This is a genomic window from Rhodoplanes sp. P11 (assembly GCF_964266735.1).
GTDB lineage: Bacteria > Pseudomonadota > Alphaproteobacteria > Rhizobiales > Xanthobacteraceae > Rhodoplanes > Rhodoplanes serenus.
This window is the reverse complement of sequence record NZ_CAXWGY010000016.1, coordinates 36,156-53,712: the sequence shown is the minus strand read 5'-3', so window position 1 is coordinate 53,712 and position 17,557 is coordinate 36,156. Positions and strand designations below refer to the sequence as shown.

Genomic DNA, 17,557 nt, shown 5'->3' with positions numbered 1-17,557 from the left:
CGCTGGCGATCGCGCGAAGTCGTCCCGTTTCATGTCGGCTCAGCCGACCCGCACGGATTGTAAAAACGGCTGAATTCTTATAATCGGCCGGTCCCCGCTTGTCATTTCATATCATCGACGAGGGTCGGCCTGCCCGGCAGGCTCGCCCTACCCCGCCCCGCCGCCGGCGGTGGCGAGCCAGGCGGCGCCGCAGGCCTTGGCCAGCTCGCGGACCCGCAGGATGTAGCTCTGCCGCTCGGTGACCGAGATGACGCCGCGGGCATCGAGCAGGTTGAAGACGTGGCTCGCCTTGATGCACTGGTCGTAGGCCGGCAGCGCCATCGTGTGGCGGGTGCGCGCCTCGTCGGCCCAGCCGGTGTCGAGATACTTGCGGCACGCGCCCTCCGCCATGCGGAACTGCTCGAACAGCATGTCGGTGTCGGCGTGCTCGAAATTGTGGCGCGAGTATTCCTGCTCGGCCTGGAGGAAGACGTCCCCGTAGGTGACGCGCTTGTCGTCGTCGCGGCCGTTGAAGGCGAGGTCGTAGACGTTCTCGACCCCCTGCACATACATGGCGAGGCGTTCGAGCCCGTAGGTCAATTCGCCCGCCACCGGGGCGCACTCGAAGCCGGCGACCTGCTGGAAGTAGGTGAACTGCGACACCTCCATGCCGTCGCACCAGCACTCCCAGCCGAGCCCCCAGGCGCCCAGCGTCGGGCTCTCCCAATCGTCCTCGACGAAGCGGACGTCGTGCAGGCGGGTGTCGATGCCGATGGCGGCGAGGCTGTCGAGATAGAGCTGCTGGAGGTTCTCGGGCGACGGCTTCAGGATCACCTGGAACTGGTAGTAGTGCTGGAGCCGGTTGGGGTTCTCGCCGTAGCGGCCGTCCTTGGGGCGGCGCGACGGCTGCACATAGGCGGCGTTCCACGGTTTTGGGCCGAGCGCCCGCAGGGTGGTCGCCGGGTGGAAGGTGCCGGCCCCGACCTCCATGTCGTAGGGCTGGAGGATGACGCAGCCGTAGTCGGCCCAGTAGCGTTGCAGGGCGAGGATGAGCCCCTGGAACGAGCGTTGGGGCCGCATGTGCGGCGGCAATTCGATATCGGGCATGGCGGCTCGCAGCGGCGGAGAACGGCGATGGGCGCGGCCGCGACCGGCGTCGCCACGACGGCGCGCCCGGGCCTCGGCCGGCGGCTGCGGACCCTAGAGGCAGGGATTCGGGGGGTCAAGGCGAGGGCGCCTGTGCTGCCCTCTCTCGCCCCGGCGTCTCGCGATGCACGCATCGCGAGACGCCGCGACGCTTCGACGATGGCCAACCACGCCGGCGGCGCGAGGGGGCGCCGCCAGGAACTGGGGCGGCGCGGCCCGGCCGCCCGCCGGAACGCTCCGTCATCCCTTCGTCCCACTAGACATTTTTCCCGCCTCTTGGGAGGCTTCCCAAGACACGCGGGCCGCCAGAGCCTGCGACAAACGAACAGCCGTCTCCCCGGCGGCCCCAGGGCAGGAACGCGAGCATGGCCGACGAGCGTACCGGCGCGCACTCCGCGCCGCCATCGGGGTCCGGGCGCCAGCCCTCGTCGGATGGCACCGCGGCGGCGACGCCCGGCGCACCGGCCTCGTCACCAGGATCGCCGCTGCCCGGCTCGTCGCTGTACGGCGCCGCCGACAAGAACGACCCGTTCCGGCCGCTGGAGCCGCCGCCCGGCTATGTGCCGGGCTCCTCCGGCCGGCCGGCGCCGGTCGACTCCGCCCTGCCGGACGTCCGCCTCACGTCTCAAGGCGCCATCAGCGACGAGGCGTTGCGCAAGGCCGAAGCCTATATCGAGCAGGAGGAGGGAGCCGCCAACCGGCTCTCCGGCCGCGCCGGCATGATCGTCACCGCCATCGCCGTGGTGTCGACCCTGTTCCACCTCTACGCCGCCTACGCGATCGTCCCCACCCAGACGCTGCGCTACGTCCACGTGGCCTTCGTGATGGCGCTGTGCTTCCTGCTGTTCCCACTGGCGACGCGGTTCCGCAACGCCATCCGCTGGTGGGACGTGGTGGCGGCGATCGCCAGCGTCGGCATTCTCGGCTACGCGCTCATCGGTGGCGAGGAGTTCACCGACCGCGCCACCATGCCGGACCATCTCGACGTGGTGCTCGGCGTCGTCTTCATCGTCCTGCTCCTGGAGGCGACGCGGCGCACCACCGGCTGGATCATGCCGGTGGTGGCGATCCTGTTCATCGTCTACGCCCTCGTCGGGCCGCATCTGCCGGCGCCGTGGACGCATCGCGGCTACACCTTCACGCGCCTCGTCGGCCACCTGTTCATCACGCTGGAAGGCATCTTCGGCGTCGCCGTCGACGTCTCCTCCAGCCTGATCATCATGTTCACCATCTACGGCGCCTTCCTCCAGCATTCGGGCGCCGGCAAGTTCTTCATCAACTTCTCGCTCGCCGTGATGGGCGGCAAGCCCAACAGCGCCGGCCGCACCGTGGTGCTGTCGTCGTTCCTGCTCGGCGGGCCGTCGGGCTCCGGCGTCGCCACCACGGTGACGATCGGTGCCGTCGCCTATCCGATGATGGCGCGTGCCGGCTTCGAGAAGAACGCGGCGGGCGGCCTCTTGGCCGCCGGCGGCCTCGGCGCGATCCTCTCCCCGCCGGTGCTCGGCGCCGCCGCCTTCCTGATCGCCGAGTTCCTCAAGATCAGCTATCTGGACGTGATCTGGATGGCGCTGATCCCGACCTGCCTCTACTACCTGTCGCTCCTGTTCATGGTGGAGCTCGACGCCCGGCGGTTCGGCGCCAAGGCGGTGCCCTACGACACCTCGCTGACCATCCCGCAGATGCTCCGGCGCTACGGCTTCCACTTCACCTCGCTGGTGGCTGTCGTCGGCTTCATGGTGGCGGGCTACTCGCCGATGCTGTCGGTGTTCTGGTCGACGCTGCTGGTGCTGGGCTTGAGCTTCCTGCGGCCCGACACGGCGCTGTGGCCGAAGAAGCTCGTGCGGGCGCTCGCCGACGGCACCATCGGGGTGCTCAACGCGGCCACCACCTGTGCTTCCGCCGGCATCATCGTCGGCGTCGTCACGCTCACCGGGCTCGGCCTCAAGTTCTCGTCGATCGTGCTCGCCTATGCGGGCAACAGCCTGCTGCTGACGGCGCTCTACACGGCGTTGATCGTGTGGATCGTCGGCCTCGCGGTGCCGGTGACGGCCTCCTACATCATCTGCGCCGTGATCGCGGCGCCGGCGCTGATCAAGCTCGGCGTGCCGGAGTTCGCGGCCCACATGTTCATCTTCTACTATGCGGTGCTGTCCGAGGTGTCGCCGCCGACCGCGCTGTCGCCCTTCGCGGCCGCCGCCATCACCGGGGGCGATCCCTACCGCACCACGCTCCAGGCATGGAAATACACGCTGCCGGCCTTCCTGGTGCCCTTCGTGTTCATCCTCGATCCGCTCGGCGTCGGCCTGCTGATGGCGGTGCCGAAGGGCGGCACCGTGCTGGACGTCGTGCTGATCGCGCTGAAGACGGCGATCGGCCTCGGCGCGCTGGCGGTGGCGGCGCAGGGCTGGGCCTGGCGGGCGGTCGCCGCCGGCGAGCGCGGTCTGTGGATCGTCGCCGGCCTGCTGCTGGTGTTCCCGAGCCTCCTGGAGCCGGCCACCGAGTGGCTGGTGGGGGTCGACGTGCCGCACCCCGCCTGGTTTGGCCTCGCGCTGGTGGCTCTGCTAGTCTTGCACCAGATCAGGACGCGGGGTGAAGCGCGGCCGGCATGACGCCCCGTTCGGGTGGTCGGCCGGGCCGGCCGGCCACGACCGCGACACCAGCCATAAAAGCAACACCTGATCGTAAGGGAGAACGTCCAGATGCAGTTCCGATTCCGCAGCGTATGGGCCGGTGCGGCAGCCGCCGTGCTGGCCGTCGGTGTGCTGACCGTCGGCGCGCTGACCGTCGGCGTCGCCGTCGCCCAGCAGAAGACCATCGCGATCGGCACCGGCGGCACCGGCGGCGTCTACTATCCGATGGGCGGCGGGCTGGCGGCGGTGCTGTCCAAGGCGATCCCGGGCATGCAGGCGACCGCCGAGGTGACCGGCGGCTCGGTCGACAACCTCAAGCTGATCGGCTCCGGCCAGAGCGAGGTCGGCTTCTCCATGGTCGACGCCGCCCTCGACGCCTACAAGGGCGAGGACAAGTTCCGCGGCGGCAAGGTCGAGGTGCGCACCCTGCTGGTGCTCTACCCCAACCGCATGCATGTGGTGACCATCGAGGGCACCGGCATCGAGACCATGGCGGACCTCAAGGGCAAGCGCGTCTCCACCGGCTCGCCGGGCAGTGCCACCGAGGTGATGGCGTTCCGCGTCATCGAGGCGGCCGGGCTCGACAAGGACAAGGACCTCAAGCGCGAGCGGCTCGGCGTCGCCGAGTCGGTCAACGCCATCAAGGACCGCAAGATCGACGCCTTCTTCTGGGTCGGCGGGCTGCCGACCGCGGCGGTGACCGATCTCGGCGCCACCCCGGGCGTCAAGATCAAGATGGTCGATCACGCCGACACCGTCGATAAGATGAACGCCAAGCACGGCCCGCTCTACGCGGCCGACACCATCAAGGCCGGCACCTATCCGGGCCAGGACAAGGACAACAAGATCACCGTGGTGTGGAACGTGCTGGTCACCAACGACAAGATGTCGGACCAGATGGCCTACGACATCGTCAAGGCCATCTTCGACAAGAAGGACGAGCTGGTCGCCGTTCACAAGGAGGCCGCCAGCATCGACTACAAGAATCAGCTCAAGGCCAACTCGTCGACACCGTGGCATCCGGGCGCCCTCAAGTACTTTGCAGAAAAGGGGGTGCAGATGTAGGCTCGGGACGGACCGCCGCGCCGCGAAGGTCCGGCCCGAAGATCGCCGTGGCGAGAGCCGCGGCGATCGATGCCGGCACGAGCGGAGGCCCGAGCGTCACACGGCCATCGGGATGGAGGCGACCATGACGTCCGCGACATCCGCCGAACGGCAGCTCGGCGTGCAAGCCAGCGATCAGCGCGGGGCGCAGCAGGGCGCGCAACCCACGTGCCCGCCGCCGGACCCCGATCCGACGCAGCCCAGCTACGTGCCGCCGCCCGGCGCCTGCGACTCGCATTTCCACGTCTTCGGGCCGCACGCCGTCTTTCCCTATGCGGCGAAGCGCCCATTCACCCCGCACGACGCCCCCAAGGCGATGCTGCTGGCGCTGCACCGGCGGCTCGGCTTCGGGCGCGGCGTCATCGTGCAGTCGACCTGCCACGGCACCGATCACGCGGCGCTGCTCGATTTCCTCGCCGATGTCGGCGACCGCTATCGCGGCGTCGCGCTGCTCGACGCCGATGTCGACGCCGACGAGATCGCCCGCCTGCACGCCGCCGGGGTTCGCGGCGTCCGCTTCAACTTCCTGCCGCATCTCGGCAACCGGCCGTCGCCCGAAGGCGTGCGGGCGGTGGTCGAGCGGGTGGCGCCGTTCGGCTGGCACGTCGCCGTCCATGTCGGCGGCAAGGAGCTGCTCGACACCCTCGGCCTGATCACCGCCATCCGCGCCAAGGTGGTGATCGACCATGTCGGCCGCGTCGACGTCACCGAGGGCGTCACCGGCTTCGGCTTCGGGGCGCTGAAGAAGCTGCTCGATCGCGGCACCGTGTGGGTGAAGCTGTCCGGCCTCGATCGCCTGTCGCGGGCAGGGCCGCCGTTCGCCGACAGCGTCGCGCTGGCGCGGGCGCTGGTGCGCCACGCCCCCACCCGGGTGCTGTGGGGAACCGACTGGCCGCACCCGAACATCTCGCGCTTCATGCCCAACGACGGCGAGCTGGTCGACCTGATCCCGCAGATCGCCGAGGACGAGCGCAGCCGCCAGCTGATGCTGGTCGACAACCCGACCGAGTTCTTCGAGCTGCCGCCGGCGTGAGACGCGGTCTGTCGGATCAGCTCGGGGTGTGGGAGTGGCACGGCTTCACCTCTCCCCGCTTGCGGGCTAGGGCATGCACACATCGTGGTGCGGCGGAGTGACTCGGGGGTGTCGGCAGCTCTTCCGTAGTGGGGGCTTCGCATGATTCCATGTCGGACACTTCGGGCTGATCGGAGTGTCGCGATGGGGAGCAGCGGATTGTCGTTGGGCCGGTTCGGGGATCGTCGCCTCGATAAAGGGGGGCGGCGCTGCTCGAACGCATGGTCACGCGCCAGAGCGTGTGTCTGCGCCGTCTGAGCGGCGGCCGACGGTCCTCGGAGGTCCGGTTTCATCGCTTGCTGGGGAACGAGAAGGTCACGGTCGCGCGTCTGATCGAGGGGTGGAGCAGCGAGACCGGGCCGGCGGCGGCCGGGCGGCATGTGCTGGCCATCCAGGACACCAGCGAGATCACCATTTCGACCCGGCCGGGGCGGCGGCGCGGGCTTGGCGAGATCGGCAAGGGCACGGGGCACGGCCTTTTGGTGCACGCCATGCTGGCGCTCGACGCCGACACCGGCGCGAGCCTCGGCCTGGTCGGCGGCGCGACCGGGACGCTCGACCTGCCGGCCCGATCGCCGCAGCGCCCGGCCCGCAGCGCGACGCTGACCCTGCGGTTCGGCCCCGTCGTGCTGCGCCGGCCGAGGGGGAGCCACCATCGCCATCTGCCCGAGAGCGTGCCGCTCACGCTGGTCGAGGTGGTCGAGCATGGCCCGCCCGCCGGCGTCGTGCCGCTGCACTGGCGGCTGCTCACCACCCATCCGGTCGACGACGCCGCGGCGGCGTGGCGGATCGTCGACTGGTATCGGCGGCGCTGGACCATCGAGCAGCTGTTCCGCCTGATGAAGACGCAAGGCTTGCGCCTCGAGGACAGCCAGATCGAGACCGCCGACCGCCTGCAAAAGCTCGCCGCCGTCGCCACCAAGGCGGCCGCCGTCACGCTCGCCCTCCTGCAGGCACGCGACGGCACCGGCGCCGAGCCCGCCGGCACGGCCTTCACGCCACACGAGCTCGACGTGCTCGATGCACTCGATGCCGCCTATCGCGGGAGGACCGCGCTCCAGAGAAATCCGCACCCACCTCGCAGCCTCCCCTGGGCCGCCTGGATCATCGCTCGGCTGGGCGGCTGGGACGGCTATCCATCTTCCCGCCCGCCCGGCCCCATCACGTTCCGCCACGGCCTCGAACAGTTCAAAATCCACGCCGCCGCAGCCGCAACCGGAAATCTGTGCATGCCCTAGCGCTTGCGGGGAGAGAGCCTGCCCTCGGGCTTCGACCCGAGGGTCGACGCGCGGCGCGTCAGCGCCAAGAGCGCGGCGTTGAACATCATCCTTCGATGCTGACGCCCCTCACCGTGGCTCGCATTGCTCGCCGACCCGCTCCGACCACCGAAAACAAGATCAGCCCGTCGTCTTCTGGCCCATGGCGATGGCGTTGACGGTGAGCAGCAGCGCGTCGAGCACCGCCTCCTCACCGGAGGCCCGGTAGGCGCGCAGCAGCTCCACCTGGCGGGCGTGCAGCCAGCCGAGGCCGCGGGCCCGCAACGCCAATGTGCGCAGGAAGCGCGGCCGCCGCTCGGCGATCGGGGTCGGGAACAGCGCCGCGAGGGCGTCGCGGGTGCGGGCGTGCTCCGCCAGGATCAGGTCCAGCATGCGCTCGCGCAGCGCCTCGTCCTCCACCAGCGAGCCGTACAGCCGCATGGTCTCCGGGCTCGCCATGGTCAGGCTCGCCTCGACGTTGAGCAGCACATAGGCGAGGAAGCGCCATTCCGGCAGCGCCGCGCGCAGCGCCGCGAAGCCGTCCGGCTTCTCGTCGCGCAGCCAGGCCAGCGCGCTGCCCACCCCGTACCAGCCGGGCAGGTGGAAGCGGGCCTGGCTCCACGAGAACACCCACGGGATGGCGCGCAGATCGGCGAGCGTGGCACGGCCGCTGCGCCGCGGCGGCCGCGAGCCGATGCGGCTCTGCTCGATCGCGTCGATCGGGGTGGCGGCGCGGAAGAAGTCGACGAAGCCGTCGGCCTCCACCAGCGCCCGATAGGCCGCGAAGCTCCGCGTCACCACGTCGCCCCACAGGCCGCGCAGCGGATGCGGCTCGGCCGCTTCGGTCGCGTGCAGCAGCGAGGTGCGGGTGACGCCGGACAGCAGACGTTCGAGGTGGAAGGTCGCGGTGACGCGGTTGGCGTATTGCTGGGCGATCACCTCCCCCTGCTCGGTCACCCGCAGATGCCCCGTCAGGGTGCCGGCCGGCAGGGCATCGAGGAACGCATGGGTCGGTCCGGCGCCGCGCCCGATGGTGCCGCCGCGGCCGTGAAAGAAGGTGATGCGCACGCCGCGCGCGCGCCCCACCCGGGCGAGGCGCTCCTGGGCGAGATGCAGGCCCCAGTGGCTGGCCAGGATGCCGCCGTCCTTGTTGCTGTCGCTGTAGCCGATCATCACCAGGCATTCGGGCTCGGCGGCGCCGTCGCAGCGGCGGACATGCTCCAGCGTGCGGCGGGTGATCGGGTGCGCCAGGAAGGCATCGAGGATGCGGTCGCAGGCGTCCAGATCTGCGATGGTCTCGAACAGCGGCACCACCGGCAGGGCGCAGGCCGGCCCCTCCGGGGTATCGATCAGCAGGCCGGCCTCGCGGGCCAGCAGATAGACGCCGAGCAGATCGGCGACGCCGCGCGTCATGCTGACGATCAGCGGGCCGAGCCCGGCGGGGCCGTGGCTGGCCAGATGCGACCGCAGGACGCGAAAGACCTCGACCACCGCGGCGGCCTCGCCATCGAGCGGCGTATGCCGCCCGGTGAACGGCCGCGGGCCGGCCAGCTCGGCGGCCAGGAAGGCGAGCTTCTCGGCCTCGCTCCACTCCGGATAGTCGGTGCGCGGGCAGCCGGCCGCGGTGAGCAGGTCGGCGATGGCGCGGTCGTGGAAGGCGCTGTTCTGGCGGATGTCGAGCCGCGCCAGATGGAAGCCGAACGCGCGGACGAGGGCCATCAGCGGCCGCACGTCGGCGCTCGCCACATGGGGGGCGCCGGCCTCGATCAGCGCGGCCTGGATGACGGCGAGATCGTCGAGCAGCGCGGCGGCGGCCGGATAGGCGGCAGGGCCGGCGTCACGGGTGTCGGCCAGCCGCAGCAGCATCAGGTTGATCATCTGCCGCCACGCCTCGCCGCGATTGCGGTCGAGCGCCGCGGCGGCGCGCGCGCCGACGAGGGCCACGGTCGCCTCCAGGCGCTCGCGCAGCGCCGGCGGCACGGTCGCGGCGTCGGCGGCGAGGCTGATGCGGGCCGCGAGCCCGGCGAGGCGGCCGTGCAGCATGCGCAGCGCGCCCGTCCGCAGGCTCTCCAGCATCCCGCGGGTGACCGCGGCGGTGACGAACGGGTGGCCGTCGCGGTCGCCGCCCACCCAGGTGGCGAAGCCGAGGCGCGGCAGCGGCGGCGCCGCGGAGCCGAAGACGGAGCGCCACGCCTCCTGGAAGCGCAGGTCGAGCAGCTCGACGACGTCCGGGAACACCGTGTCCATGTAGTGCAGCACGGTGCGGATCTCGCTCGCGACGTCGGGCCGCTCCAGCATGATCTCGCCGGTGCGCCACAGCCGCTCCAGCGCGGCGGCGAGACGGCGATCGTGGATGGCGTGCTCGATGTCGGTGAACGAGCGCGTCTCGTGCTCCAGCATGAGCAGATAGAGCGCGCGGTGATGCTCCAGCACGGTGGCGCGCTTGGCCTCGGTCGGGTGCGCGGTGAGCACCGGCTCGAAGGCCGCGGTCGCGAGGGTGCGGCGGACCGCCTGTTCGTCGTGGCCGCGGCCGATCAGGTCGTCGAGATCGTGGCGCCACAGGCCGGGCTCGTGCTCGTGGCGGCGACCCTCGGCGCGGCGGCGCATCTGGTTGGTGGTGTTCTCCTCGACGATGTTGAGAAGCTGGAACGCGATGGACAGCGCCTGGCCGCGCGCCAGCGCGTCGGCGGTCGCGGTTGTCGCGGACTCGGCCGTCGGGGCGGGCTCGGAGTCCGGCCGTTCGCCGGCAGAGTCCGTCCGCTCGCCGGCAAAGCAGTCGCGCACGAAGTCGGCGACCTCCGGCCCCTCGCGGCTGCCGTCCACCACCCGGCAGAAGACGTCGAGCAGGCGGGTGAAGTCGGCCGACCACTTGGTGAAGGCATCGTGCAGGTGAGCGGGTGCGGTCATGGCGATACGGTCATCTCGGGCGGTCATGGCACTGTGGTCGGATCGGAGCGGCGCGCGCCGGCGAGCCGGCATCGACGGCAAAGCGAGCCACGCCGTGCGGCTCACAAGACGCGAGCGAACGCGATCGCGACAGGCGCTCTATCGCCGCTGCGACGCGACGCAGCAGGATCGACCGCGGCGCCGTTGGGCGCCGCTCGCGGACAAGACGGACGGACCGAATTGGTTTCGTCCGAAACGAAAAGCGCCCCGGCGACGGAGTCGCCGGAGCGCACGATGACGGGCGTCGCTCGCGATGAAAACGCGCCGGCCGCTCAGCCGCCGACCGCCTCCAGAACGTCCTCGAAGGTCTTGAGCCCGCGCTGCGGGGCGTTGACCATCACGGCCATGTTGCCCGGCTTGTGCTGGTTCTGCCACATCATGTGATGGGCGAGGGGGATGTCGGCCCAGGAGAACACCTCGCTCATGCACGGATCGATGCGGTGATCCAGCACGAACTGGTTCGCCTGCGAGGCTTGCTTGAGATGGGCGAAGTGCGAGCCCTGGACGCGCTTCTGCCGCATCCACACATAACGGGCGTCGAACGTGATGTTGAAGCCCGTGGTCCCGGCGCAGAACACCACCATGCCGCCGCGCTTCACCACCAGACACGACACCGGGAAGGTCGACTCGCCCGGATGCTCGAAGACGATGTCGACGTCCTTCTTGCCGGTGATGTCCCAGATCGCCTTGCCGAACTTACGGGCCTCCTTGACCCACGCCGTGTACTCCGGCGTGTTGACCTGCGGCATCTGGCCCCAGCACTTGAAGTCCTTGCGGTTGATCACGCCCTTGGCGCCGAGGTCGAGCACGTATTGGCGCTTCGACTCGTCCGAGATGATGCCGATGGCGTTGGCGCCGGCCGCCGCGCAGATCTGCACGCCGAACACGCCGAGGCCGCCCGAAGCGCCCCACACCAGCACGTTGTCGCCCGGCTTCAGGGTGTGCGGCGGATGACCGAACAGCATGCGATAGGCGGTGGCGAGCGTCAGCGTGTAGCAGGCCGCCTCCTCCCAGGTGAGATGGTCGGGCTTCTTGAGGAGCTGGCGCGACTGGACGCGGCAGAATTGCGCGAACGAGCCGTCCGGCGTCTCGTAGCCCCAGATGCGCTGCGACGGCGAGAACATCGGGTCGCCGCCGTTGCACTCCTCGTCGTCGCCGTCGTCCTGGTTACAGTGGACGATCACCTCGTCGCCGACCTTCCAGCGGTGCACCTTGCTGCCCACCGCCCAGACGATGCCGGAGGCATCCGAGCCGGCGACATGGAAGGACGAGTCGTGGCCGTCGAACGGCGAGATCGGCTGGCCGAGCGCCGCCCAGATGCCGTTGTAGTTGACGCCACCCGCCATGACGTGGACCAGCACGTCCTCGTCGCCGAGCTCCCAGGTGGGCACCACCTCGATCTGCATGGCGCTCTGCGGCGGGCCGTGACGCTCGCGCCGGATCGCCCACGCATACATCTTGGCCGGCACATGGCCGAGCGGCGGAATCTCTCCGATTTCATAAAGGTCTTTGGGCTCGGTCGATGATCTGAGCTGGGTCACGGCCGACATGGGATTCCTCCGCCGGTCAAAAAAGAGCTGCTTGTTGTCCGCGTGAGCCACGAGTGTGCATCAGGCGATTTCGCGCCGCAACAAGTACCACGGTCGCAGGGGGCGAGGAGCCCTTAAGGCTTCGTCAATTCGGAGGGGGGATTGATCGGCGCGGCGCGTCGCGCGCGCTGCCGACGAGGGGAGCCGACCGAGTGGGGTCGTCAGAGCCCGTTTGGAAACTCGGACGGAGGTTGCGTCGCAATGCGAACAGCCGGAGGCCAGGAGAGAAGCGACGCCGATATCGGGGATATCGGCGAGATTCTCGACGCCGCGGCCGGCGTTCGCATCGCGACTCCCCCGCAAGTCGGGCCTGCCCGACTTGCGTCGCATGACGAGCTGAACTCGGCGAGCCCGAGTTCAGGGGCCGGGCCGCTTTCGGCCGCCCGGTGCGTCGCCGATCTCGACCGTACTCCCTGGTACGCCCTTCGATCGGCTCCTGCCGGATCGGCCGGAATCGGCTCCGGCGCAGCCCCGTCGGAGTTTCCAAACGGGCTCTCAGATGGGAGCCACGGGTGACCGCGCCGGCCTCGATCGTCCGGAGCCTCCGTGACGGCACGCCCCGCCCGAGCGCCGCCGGTGTGCCGCAGGGCGGCGAGGCGCTGCGGCTCGTCTGCTTCGCTCTCGTGGTGGCGCATGTCGCCTATCTGGCCGTCGTCGGGCTCTCCGGTGACTGGATCGTCGACGCCACCGGGCATCCCGTTCACACCGATTTCGTGATGGTCTACGCGGCCGGCAAGCTGGCGCTCGCGGGCGATCCGGCCGCCGCCTGGGACTGGACCGCCCACCGCGCCGCCGAGGACCTGGTGCTCGGCCGCGCCGTGCCGGCCTATTACGGCTGGCACTATCCGCCGCCGTTCCTGATGGTCGCCGCCGTCCTGGCGACGCTGCCCTATGGGGCCGCCTTCGTGAGCTGGATGGCGGTGACGCTGCCGCTTTATGTCGCGGCTGTGCGGGCGATCGTCGGCGATCGGATCGGCTGGCTCATGGCCGGCGCCGTCCCGGTGCTGCTCCCCAACCTGATCCCGGGCCAGAACGGATTTCTCACCGCGGCGCTGATCGGCGGCACGCTCCTGTGGCTCGGGCGACATCCGGTCGCGGCCGGCGTCTGCCTCGGGCTCCTCACCTACAAGCCGCAATACGGCGTGCTGTTTCCGCTGATCCTGCTGGTCGATCGACGGTGGACCGTGATCGCGGCCGCGACCGTGACGGCGCTGGCGCTCGGCGTCGCCACGCTGTTGGTGTTCGGCGTCGGCGCCTGGGCGGCCTTCCTGCACTGGCTGCCGCTGACGGCGCACGCGCTGCTGTCAAGCTCCGACGCCGCCTTCGAGAAGTTCCAGAGCGTCTTCGCCCTGGTGCGGCTCCTCGGCGGCGGCGCGCAAGTCGCCTGGGCGGTCCAGTTGGTCGTGGCGGGGACGACGGCCGTCCTGCTTTGCCTAGTTTGGCGAAATGAGAAAATTTCGCACGACATGAAGGCGGCTGCGACTGCAGCCGGCGTGCTGCTCGCCACGCCCTATGTGTATCTGTACGACCTCACCGTGCTCGCCGTGGCGCTGGCCTTCCTGCTGCGCCGGGCGCTGGCCGACGGATTCCTTCCCGGGGAGCGGCCGGCGCTGGCGCTGTTCGTCGCCCTGTTCGTCGTGGTGCCGGTGCTCGGCCTGCCGGTGGGCCTGCCCGGCATCGTGATCACGCTGGCCCTCGTCGGCCGCCGCATGCGGGCCGAGTGCCGCGCCGAGCGCCCCGCATGAGCGGCGTGGCCATCCCGGGTGGCGTCCCCGCGCCGCCGTTGTCGCCCGCCGCGGCGCGGCTCGAGGCCATCGGCCTGATGCTGTCGCTCGCCGGGCTCGTGTTCCTGGCCGCCGCCGCGGTGCAGGGGGCGTGGCTGATCGGCAGCGACGGCCGCCCCTATGCCAGCGACTTCGTCAATCTCTACGCGGCCGGCCGGCTGGTGCTGGAGGGGCGGGCCGCCGACGCCTATGATTGGGCGGCGCACGGGCAGGCCGAGGCGGCGGCGGTCGGCTACGACTTCGGCGGTTATTATAACTGGCCGTATCCGCCGACCTTCCTGTTCGCGGTGGCGCCGTTCGCGCTGCTGCCCTTCGTGCCGGCGCTGTTCGCCTGGATCGCCGTCACCCTGCCGCTGTACGTCGCCGCCATCGCGCCGATCCTCGGCCGCCGGCCCGGCCTGGCGCTCGCCTGCGCGTTCCCGGCGGTGCCGTGGACCATCTCGGTCGGCCAGAACGGCTTCCTCACCGCGGCGCTGGTGGGCGGCACGCTGGCGGCATGGCGGCGCCATCCGGTGCTGGCCGGGGTGCTGCTCGGCGGGCTGACCTACAAGCCGCATTTCGGCCTCCTGTTTCCGGTGGCGCTGATCGCCGCCGGCCGCTGGCGCACCATCGCGGCGGCGGCCGTCACGGCGCTGCTGCTGGCGGTGGCCGCCGGCGCCGCCTTCGGGCTGGAGAGCTGGGCCGCCTTCGTCCGCTCGGTCGCCACCACGGGCGTCCTCGTCTTCGCCGAGGGGCGCGCCGGAATCGCCAAGCAGCACAGCCTGCTCGGTCTGGTGCGCTGGCTCGGCGGCCCGCTGGCGCTGGCCTGGACCCTGCAAGGGCTGCTGATCGCCGCCGCTGCTGTCTGGATCGCCAGGCTGTGGCGGGGGCCGGCGTGCTTCGAGGTGAAAGCCGCCGGGCTCGGCGCCGCCGTGCTGCTCGCCACGCCCTATCTCTACATCTACGATTTCCCGGTGCTGGCGGTGCCGATGGCGTTCCTGATCCGGCTCGGCCTCGCCGACGGGTTCCGGCGCGGCGAGGCGGCGGCGCTGACGCTGGCGGCCGTGCTGGTGTTCCTGTTCCCCTTCGTGGCGGTGCCGACCGGGCTGTTCGCGACCCTGATCGTGGCGCTCGTGGCGGCGCGTCGCGCCACCGTGCCGGCGCCTGCCGACGGGCCGGCCGACGGCCATTAGCCGAATTGCCGCGGAAATTCCCCGAAGGACCGGGCTGACAAGGCCGCCGCGCTCGCGTTATGCTGCATCCCGCAGTGCGAAAGGCGCGTTCCTCGAGGGCTGGTTTGCGGCCGTCGCGATGGTGGGAGCTTCCATCGGCGTGTCGTCGCAATCCCGTTCGGTCATCCGGACGCTGCGAACGGGCTGCTGCCACCGGGATGGAGCATGGTCGTGTCCTTGCTGATCTGGCTGATCGTCGGAGCCTTGGCGGGCTGGCTCGCCGGCAAGCTGGTGCACGGGGCCGGTTTCGGCCTGATCGGCAATATCGGGGTCGGCATCGTCGGCGCCGCCATCGCGGGCTTCCTGTTGCCGCGGCTCGGCGTCGTACCGGGCGGCGGCTTCGTCTGGGCGGTGGTCCACGCGGCCATCGGCGCCGTCATTTTGCTGGTCGTGGTCGGGCTCGTCCGTCGCTAGCGCGTTGTCCGGCGAAGCGGGACCCGGTTCGTCGTCGACAATGCGGTCGTGAGGACGTCCGGAGCGGCGTTCGATCCACCTGGACCGGACTGCGCTCCCGGACGCCGACCGAACAAGAAGGCGTGAGGCCGGCATGCCGCGGGCGCGCGGCACGGGCGGCCGACCCGCCCTGCTGATTGCGAGACCGGAGGTCGGCCGGACTGCGATGTCCGCCGGCGGTCGGGTCTCCGATCCGGACCCGTGTGGTCCGGAATTTTTTGACAGTACTTCTCAGTTTGGGGAAACGCCCGCGATGCGCGACAAGCCGTGGATCATCCGGACCTATGCGGGACACTCGTCCGCCCGCGAGTCCAACGCCCTCTATCGCAAGAATCTCGCCAAGGGGCAGACCGGCCTGTCGGTGGCCTTCGACCTGCCGACCCAGACCGGCTACGACTCCGACCACGCGCTGGCGCGCGGCGAGGTCGGCAAGGTGGGCGTGGCGATCTCCCACATCGGCGACATGCGCGCGCTGTTCGACGGCATCCCGCTCGGCGAGATGAACACGTCGATGACCATCAACGCGACGGCGGCCTGGCTGCTGGCGCTCTATGTGGCGGTCGCCGACGAGCAGGGCGTACCGCGCGCCAAGCTGACCGGCACCACCCAGAACGACATCATCAAGGAGTATCTGTCGCGCGGCACCTACGTGTTCCCGCCGGCGCCCTCGATGCGGCTGATCAAGGACGTGATCCTGTTCACGACCCGCGAGATGCCGAAGTGGAACCCGATGAACGTCTGCTCCTACCATCTCCAGGAGGCCGGCGCGACGCCGGTGCAGGAGCTGGCCTTCGCGCTCGCCACCGGGGTCGCGGTGCTCGACGCCGTTAAGGAGACCGGCGAGATGCAGGGCGCCGCCTTCGGCGAGGTGGTCGGGCGCATCTCGTTCTTCGTCAATGCCGGCATGCGGTTCATCACCGAGATCTGCAAGATGCGGGCGTTCGGCGAGCTGTGGGACGAGATCACGGCGGAGCGCTACGGCGTCGCCGACCCCAAGCAGCGGCTGTTCCGCTACGGCGTGCAGGTCAACTCGCTCGGCCTCACCGAGCAGCAGCCCGAGAACAACGTCTACCGCATCTTCCTCCAGATGCTCGCGGTGACGCTCTCCAAGAAGGCCCGCGCCCGCGCCGTGCAGTTGCCGGCCTGGAACGAGGCGCTCGGCCTGCCGACTCCGTGGGATCAGCAGTGGTCGCTGCGCGCCCAGCAGATTCTCGCCTATGAAAGCGACCTGCTCGACTACGCCGACATCTTCGAGGGCTCCACCGTGATCGCTGAGAAGGTGGCGGCGCTGAAGGCCGAGGCCAAGGACGAGCTGCGCCGGATTCTTGAGATGGGCGGCGCCGTCGCCGCCGTCGACACCGGCTATCTCAAGGCCCAGCTCGTCGAGAGCAACTCGCGCCGCGTCGAGCAGATCGAGGCGGGCGAGCAGGTGGTGGTCGGCGTCAACAAGTTCATCGAGACCGAGCCGTCGCCGCTGCCGACCGGCGAGGGCGCCATCATCACCATCCCGCCGGAGGTCGAGGCCGAGCAGGTCGAGCGGCTGCGGGCGTGGCGCGAGGCGCGCGACAATGCCGCCGTGCAGGCGTCGCTGGCGGCGCTGCGCCAGGCGGCGCGCGGCGGGCAGAACATCATGCCGGCCTCGATCGCCTGCGCCAAGGCGGGCGTCACCACCGGCGAATGGGCGTTCGTGCTGCGCGAGGGTTTCGGCGAGTACCGGGCGCCGACCGGCATCTCGCACGCGGCCCGCAACGACGCCCGCAATCTCGACGACGTCCGCGCCGAGGTGGACCGGGTGTCGCGCAAGCTCGGGCGGCGGCTGAAGTTCCTGGTCGGCAAGCCGGGCCTCGACGGCCATTCCAACGGCGCCGAGCAGATCGCCGTGCGGGCCCGCGACGCCGGCATGGACGTGGTCTACGAGGGCATCCGCTTCACGCCGGCCGACATCGCCCAGGCGGCGCGCGACAAGAACGTCCACGTCGTCGGCCTGTCGATCCTGTCGGGCTCGCACATGGAGCTGGTGGCCGACACGCTGGCCAAGCTGAAGGAGGCCGGGGTGTCGCATGTCCCGGTGGTGGTCGGCGGCATCATTCCGCCCGAGGATGCCGAGGCGCTGGTCGCCGCCGGAGTGGCCGCCGTCTACACGCCGAAGGACTTCGATCTCAACCGGATCATGACCGAGCTGGTCGGCATCGTCGACGCGCGCAGCTCCGACAGGGCGGCCTGACGGCGGGCGTTTGGCGCCGCCGGCGCTGGCGCCGTGGTCGCCGTAGCCCGGGCTGAGGACAGCGAAGCCCGGGACTCCCTGGCCCTGCCCGAAGGGGCGCCCTCCCGATGTGTGGCCACGACGGCCCCGGATCGCGCTTCGCTCGATCCGGGCTACGGTTGCC

At 70.5% G+C, this 17,557-nt stretch carries 11 protein-coding genes; 8 read left to right on the top strand and 3 right to left on the bottom strand.

What is annotated here, in order from left to right; translation table 11 throughout:
- Positions 1 to 147: 147 nt before the first annotated feature.
- Positions 148 to 1,086, bottom strand: a complete 939-nt coding sequence (locus ACFQUV_RS12060; RefSeq protein ID WP_129607144.1) for a glycine--tRNA ligase subunit alpha — start codon at positions 1,084 to 1,086, stop codon at positions 148 to 150.
- A gap of 404 nt (positions 1,087 to 1,490) precedes the next feature.
- Between ACFQUV_RS12060 and ACFQUV_RS12055 the strand changes: the two genes are divergently transcribed.
- From ACFQUV_RS12055 to ACFQUV_RS12040, 4 genes are all read left to right on the top strand, one after another.
- Positions 1,491 to 3,734: a TRAP transporter fused permease subunit gene (locus tag ACFQUV_RS12055; protein ID WP_129607143.1), complete on the top strand. Its 2,244-nt coding sequence runs from the start codon at positions 1,491 to 1,493 to the stop codon at positions 3,732 to 3,734.
- 90 nt (positions 3,735 to 3,824) lie between these two features.
- The gene (locus tag ACFQUV_RS12050) at positions 3,825 to 4,820 is read left to right on the top strand and encodes a TAXI family TRAP transporter solute-binding subunit (RefSeq protein ID WP_129607142.1); all 996 of its coding nucleotides are present in this window, start codon (positions 3,825 to 3,827) and stop codon (positions 4,818 to 4,820) included.
- Between the two features lie 124 nt (positions 4,821 to 4,944).
- Positions 4,945 to 5,892 carry an amidohydrolase family protein gene (locus ACFQUV_RS12045; RefSeq protein WP_129607141.1) on the top strand — a complete coding sequence of 316 codons (948 nt, stop codon included), beginning with the start codon at positions 4,945 to 4,947 and terminating at the stop codon, positions 5,890 to 5,892.
- 335 nt (positions 5,893 to 6,227) lie between these two features.
- Positions 6,228 to 7,169, top strand: coding sequence for a transposase (locus ACFQUV_RS12040; protein WP_378394911.1), 942 nt, complete (start codon positions 6,228 to 6,230; stop codon positions 7,167 to 7,169).
- 159 nt (positions 7,170 to 7,328) lie between these two features.
- Here the strand turns inward: ACFQUV_RS12040 and ACFQUV_RS12035 are convergent, their stop codons facing one another.
- Together ACFQUV_RS12035 and ccrA are read right to left on the bottom strand one after the other, a co-directional pair.
- Positions 7,329 to 10,094, bottom strand: a complete 2,766-nt coding sequence (locus tag ACFQUV_RS12035; RefSeq protein ID WP_165363909.1) for a phosphoenolpyruvate carboxylase — start codon at positions 10,092 to 10,094, stop codon at positions 7,329 to 7,331.
- 311 nt (positions 10,095 to 10,405) lie between these two features.
- Positions 10,406 to 11,683 carry a crotonyl-CoA carboxylase/reductase gene (gene ccrA / locus ACFQUV_RS12030; RefSeq protein ID WP_129609290.1) on the bottom strand — a complete coding sequence of 426 codons (1,278 nt, stop codon included), beginning with the start codon at positions 11,681 to 11,683 and terminating at the stop codon, positions 10,406 to 10,408.
- 551 nt (positions 11,684 to 12,234) lie between these two features.
- Here ccrA and ACFQUV_RS12025 point away from each other — a divergent pair.
- The 4 genes from ACFQUV_RS12025 to ACFQUV_RS12010 all read left to right on the top strand — a co-directional run bounded on the left by ACFQUV_RS12025 (position 12,235) and on the right by ACFQUV_RS12010 (position 17,394).
- Complete coding sequence (locus ACFQUV_RS12025; RefSeq protein ID WP_129609289.1) at positions 12,235 to 13,467, top strand: glycosyltransferase family 87 protein; 1,233 nt, start codon at positions 12,235 to 12,237, stop codon at positions 13,465 to 13,467.
- Positions 13,464 to 14,678 carry a glycosyltransferase family 87 protein gene (locus tag ACFQUV_RS12020; RefSeq protein ID WP_129609288.1) on the top strand — a complete coding sequence of 405 codons (1,215 nt, stop codon included), beginning with the start codon at positions 13,464 to 13,466 and terminating at the stop codon, positions 14,676 to 14,678. The genes ACFQUV_RS12025 and ACFQUV_RS12020 overlap by 4 nt, the downstream gene beginning before the upstream one ends.
- A gap of 204 nt (positions 14,679 to 14,882) precedes the next feature.
- The gene (locus ACFQUV_RS12015; protein WP_111384073.1) at positions 14,883 to 15,131 is read left to right on the top strand and encodes a GlsB/YeaQ/YmgE family stress response membrane protein; all 249 of its coding nucleotides are present in this window, start codon (positions 14,883 to 14,885) and stop codon (positions 15,129 to 15,131) included.
- 292 nt (positions 15,132 to 15,423) lie between these two features.
- Entirely contained in the window at positions 15,424 to 17,394 is a 1,971-nt protein-coding gene (locus tag ACFQUV_RS12010) for a methylmalonyl-CoA mutase family protein (protein WP_129609287.1), read from the top strand.
- The last annotated feature ends 163 nt before the right edge of the window (positions 17,395 to 17,557 follow it).

What these genes read in the sequence shown, in the direction of transcription:
- ACFQUV_RS12060 (WP_129607144.1), bottom strand. Translation starts at nt 1,086, where the DNA reads ATGCCCGATATCGAATTGCCGCCGCACATGCGGCCCCAACGCTCGTTC.
- ACFQUV_RS12055 (WP_129607143.1), top strand. Translation starts at nt 1,491, where the DNA reads ATGGCCGACGAGCGTACCGGCGCGCACTCCGCGCCGCCATCGGGGTCC.
- ACFQUV_RS12050 (WP_129607142.1), top strand. Translation starts at nt 3,825, where the DNA reads ATGCAGTTCCGATTCCGCAGCGTATGGGCCGGTGCGGCAGCCGCCGTG.
- ACFQUV_RS12045 (WP_129607141.1), top strand. Translation starts at nt 4,945, where the DNA reads ATGACGTCCGCGACATCCGCCGAACGGCAGCTCGGCGTGCAAGCCAGC.
- ACFQUV_RS12035 (WP_165363909.1), bottom strand. Translation starts at nt 10,094, where the DNA reads ATGACCGCACCCGCTCACCTGCACGATGCCTTCACCAAGTGGTCGGCC.
- ccrA (WP_129609290.1), bottom strand. Translation starts at nt 11,683, where the DNA reads ATGTCGGCCGTGACCCAGCTCAGATCATCGACCGAGCCCAAAGACCTT.
- ACFQUV_RS12020 (WP_129609288.1), top strand. Translation starts at nt 13,464, where the DNA reads ATGAGCGGCGTGGCCATCCCGGGTGGCGTCCCCGCGCCGCCGTTGTCG.
- ACFQUV_RS12015 (WP_111384073.1), top strand. Translation starts at nt 14,883, where the DNA reads ATGGTCGTGTCCTTGCTGATCTGGCTGATCGTCGGAGCCTTGGCGGGC.
- ACFQUV_RS12010 (WP_129609287.1), top strand. Translation starts at nt 15,424, where the DNA reads ATGCGCGACAAGCCGTGGATCATCCGGACCTATGCGGGACACTCGTCC.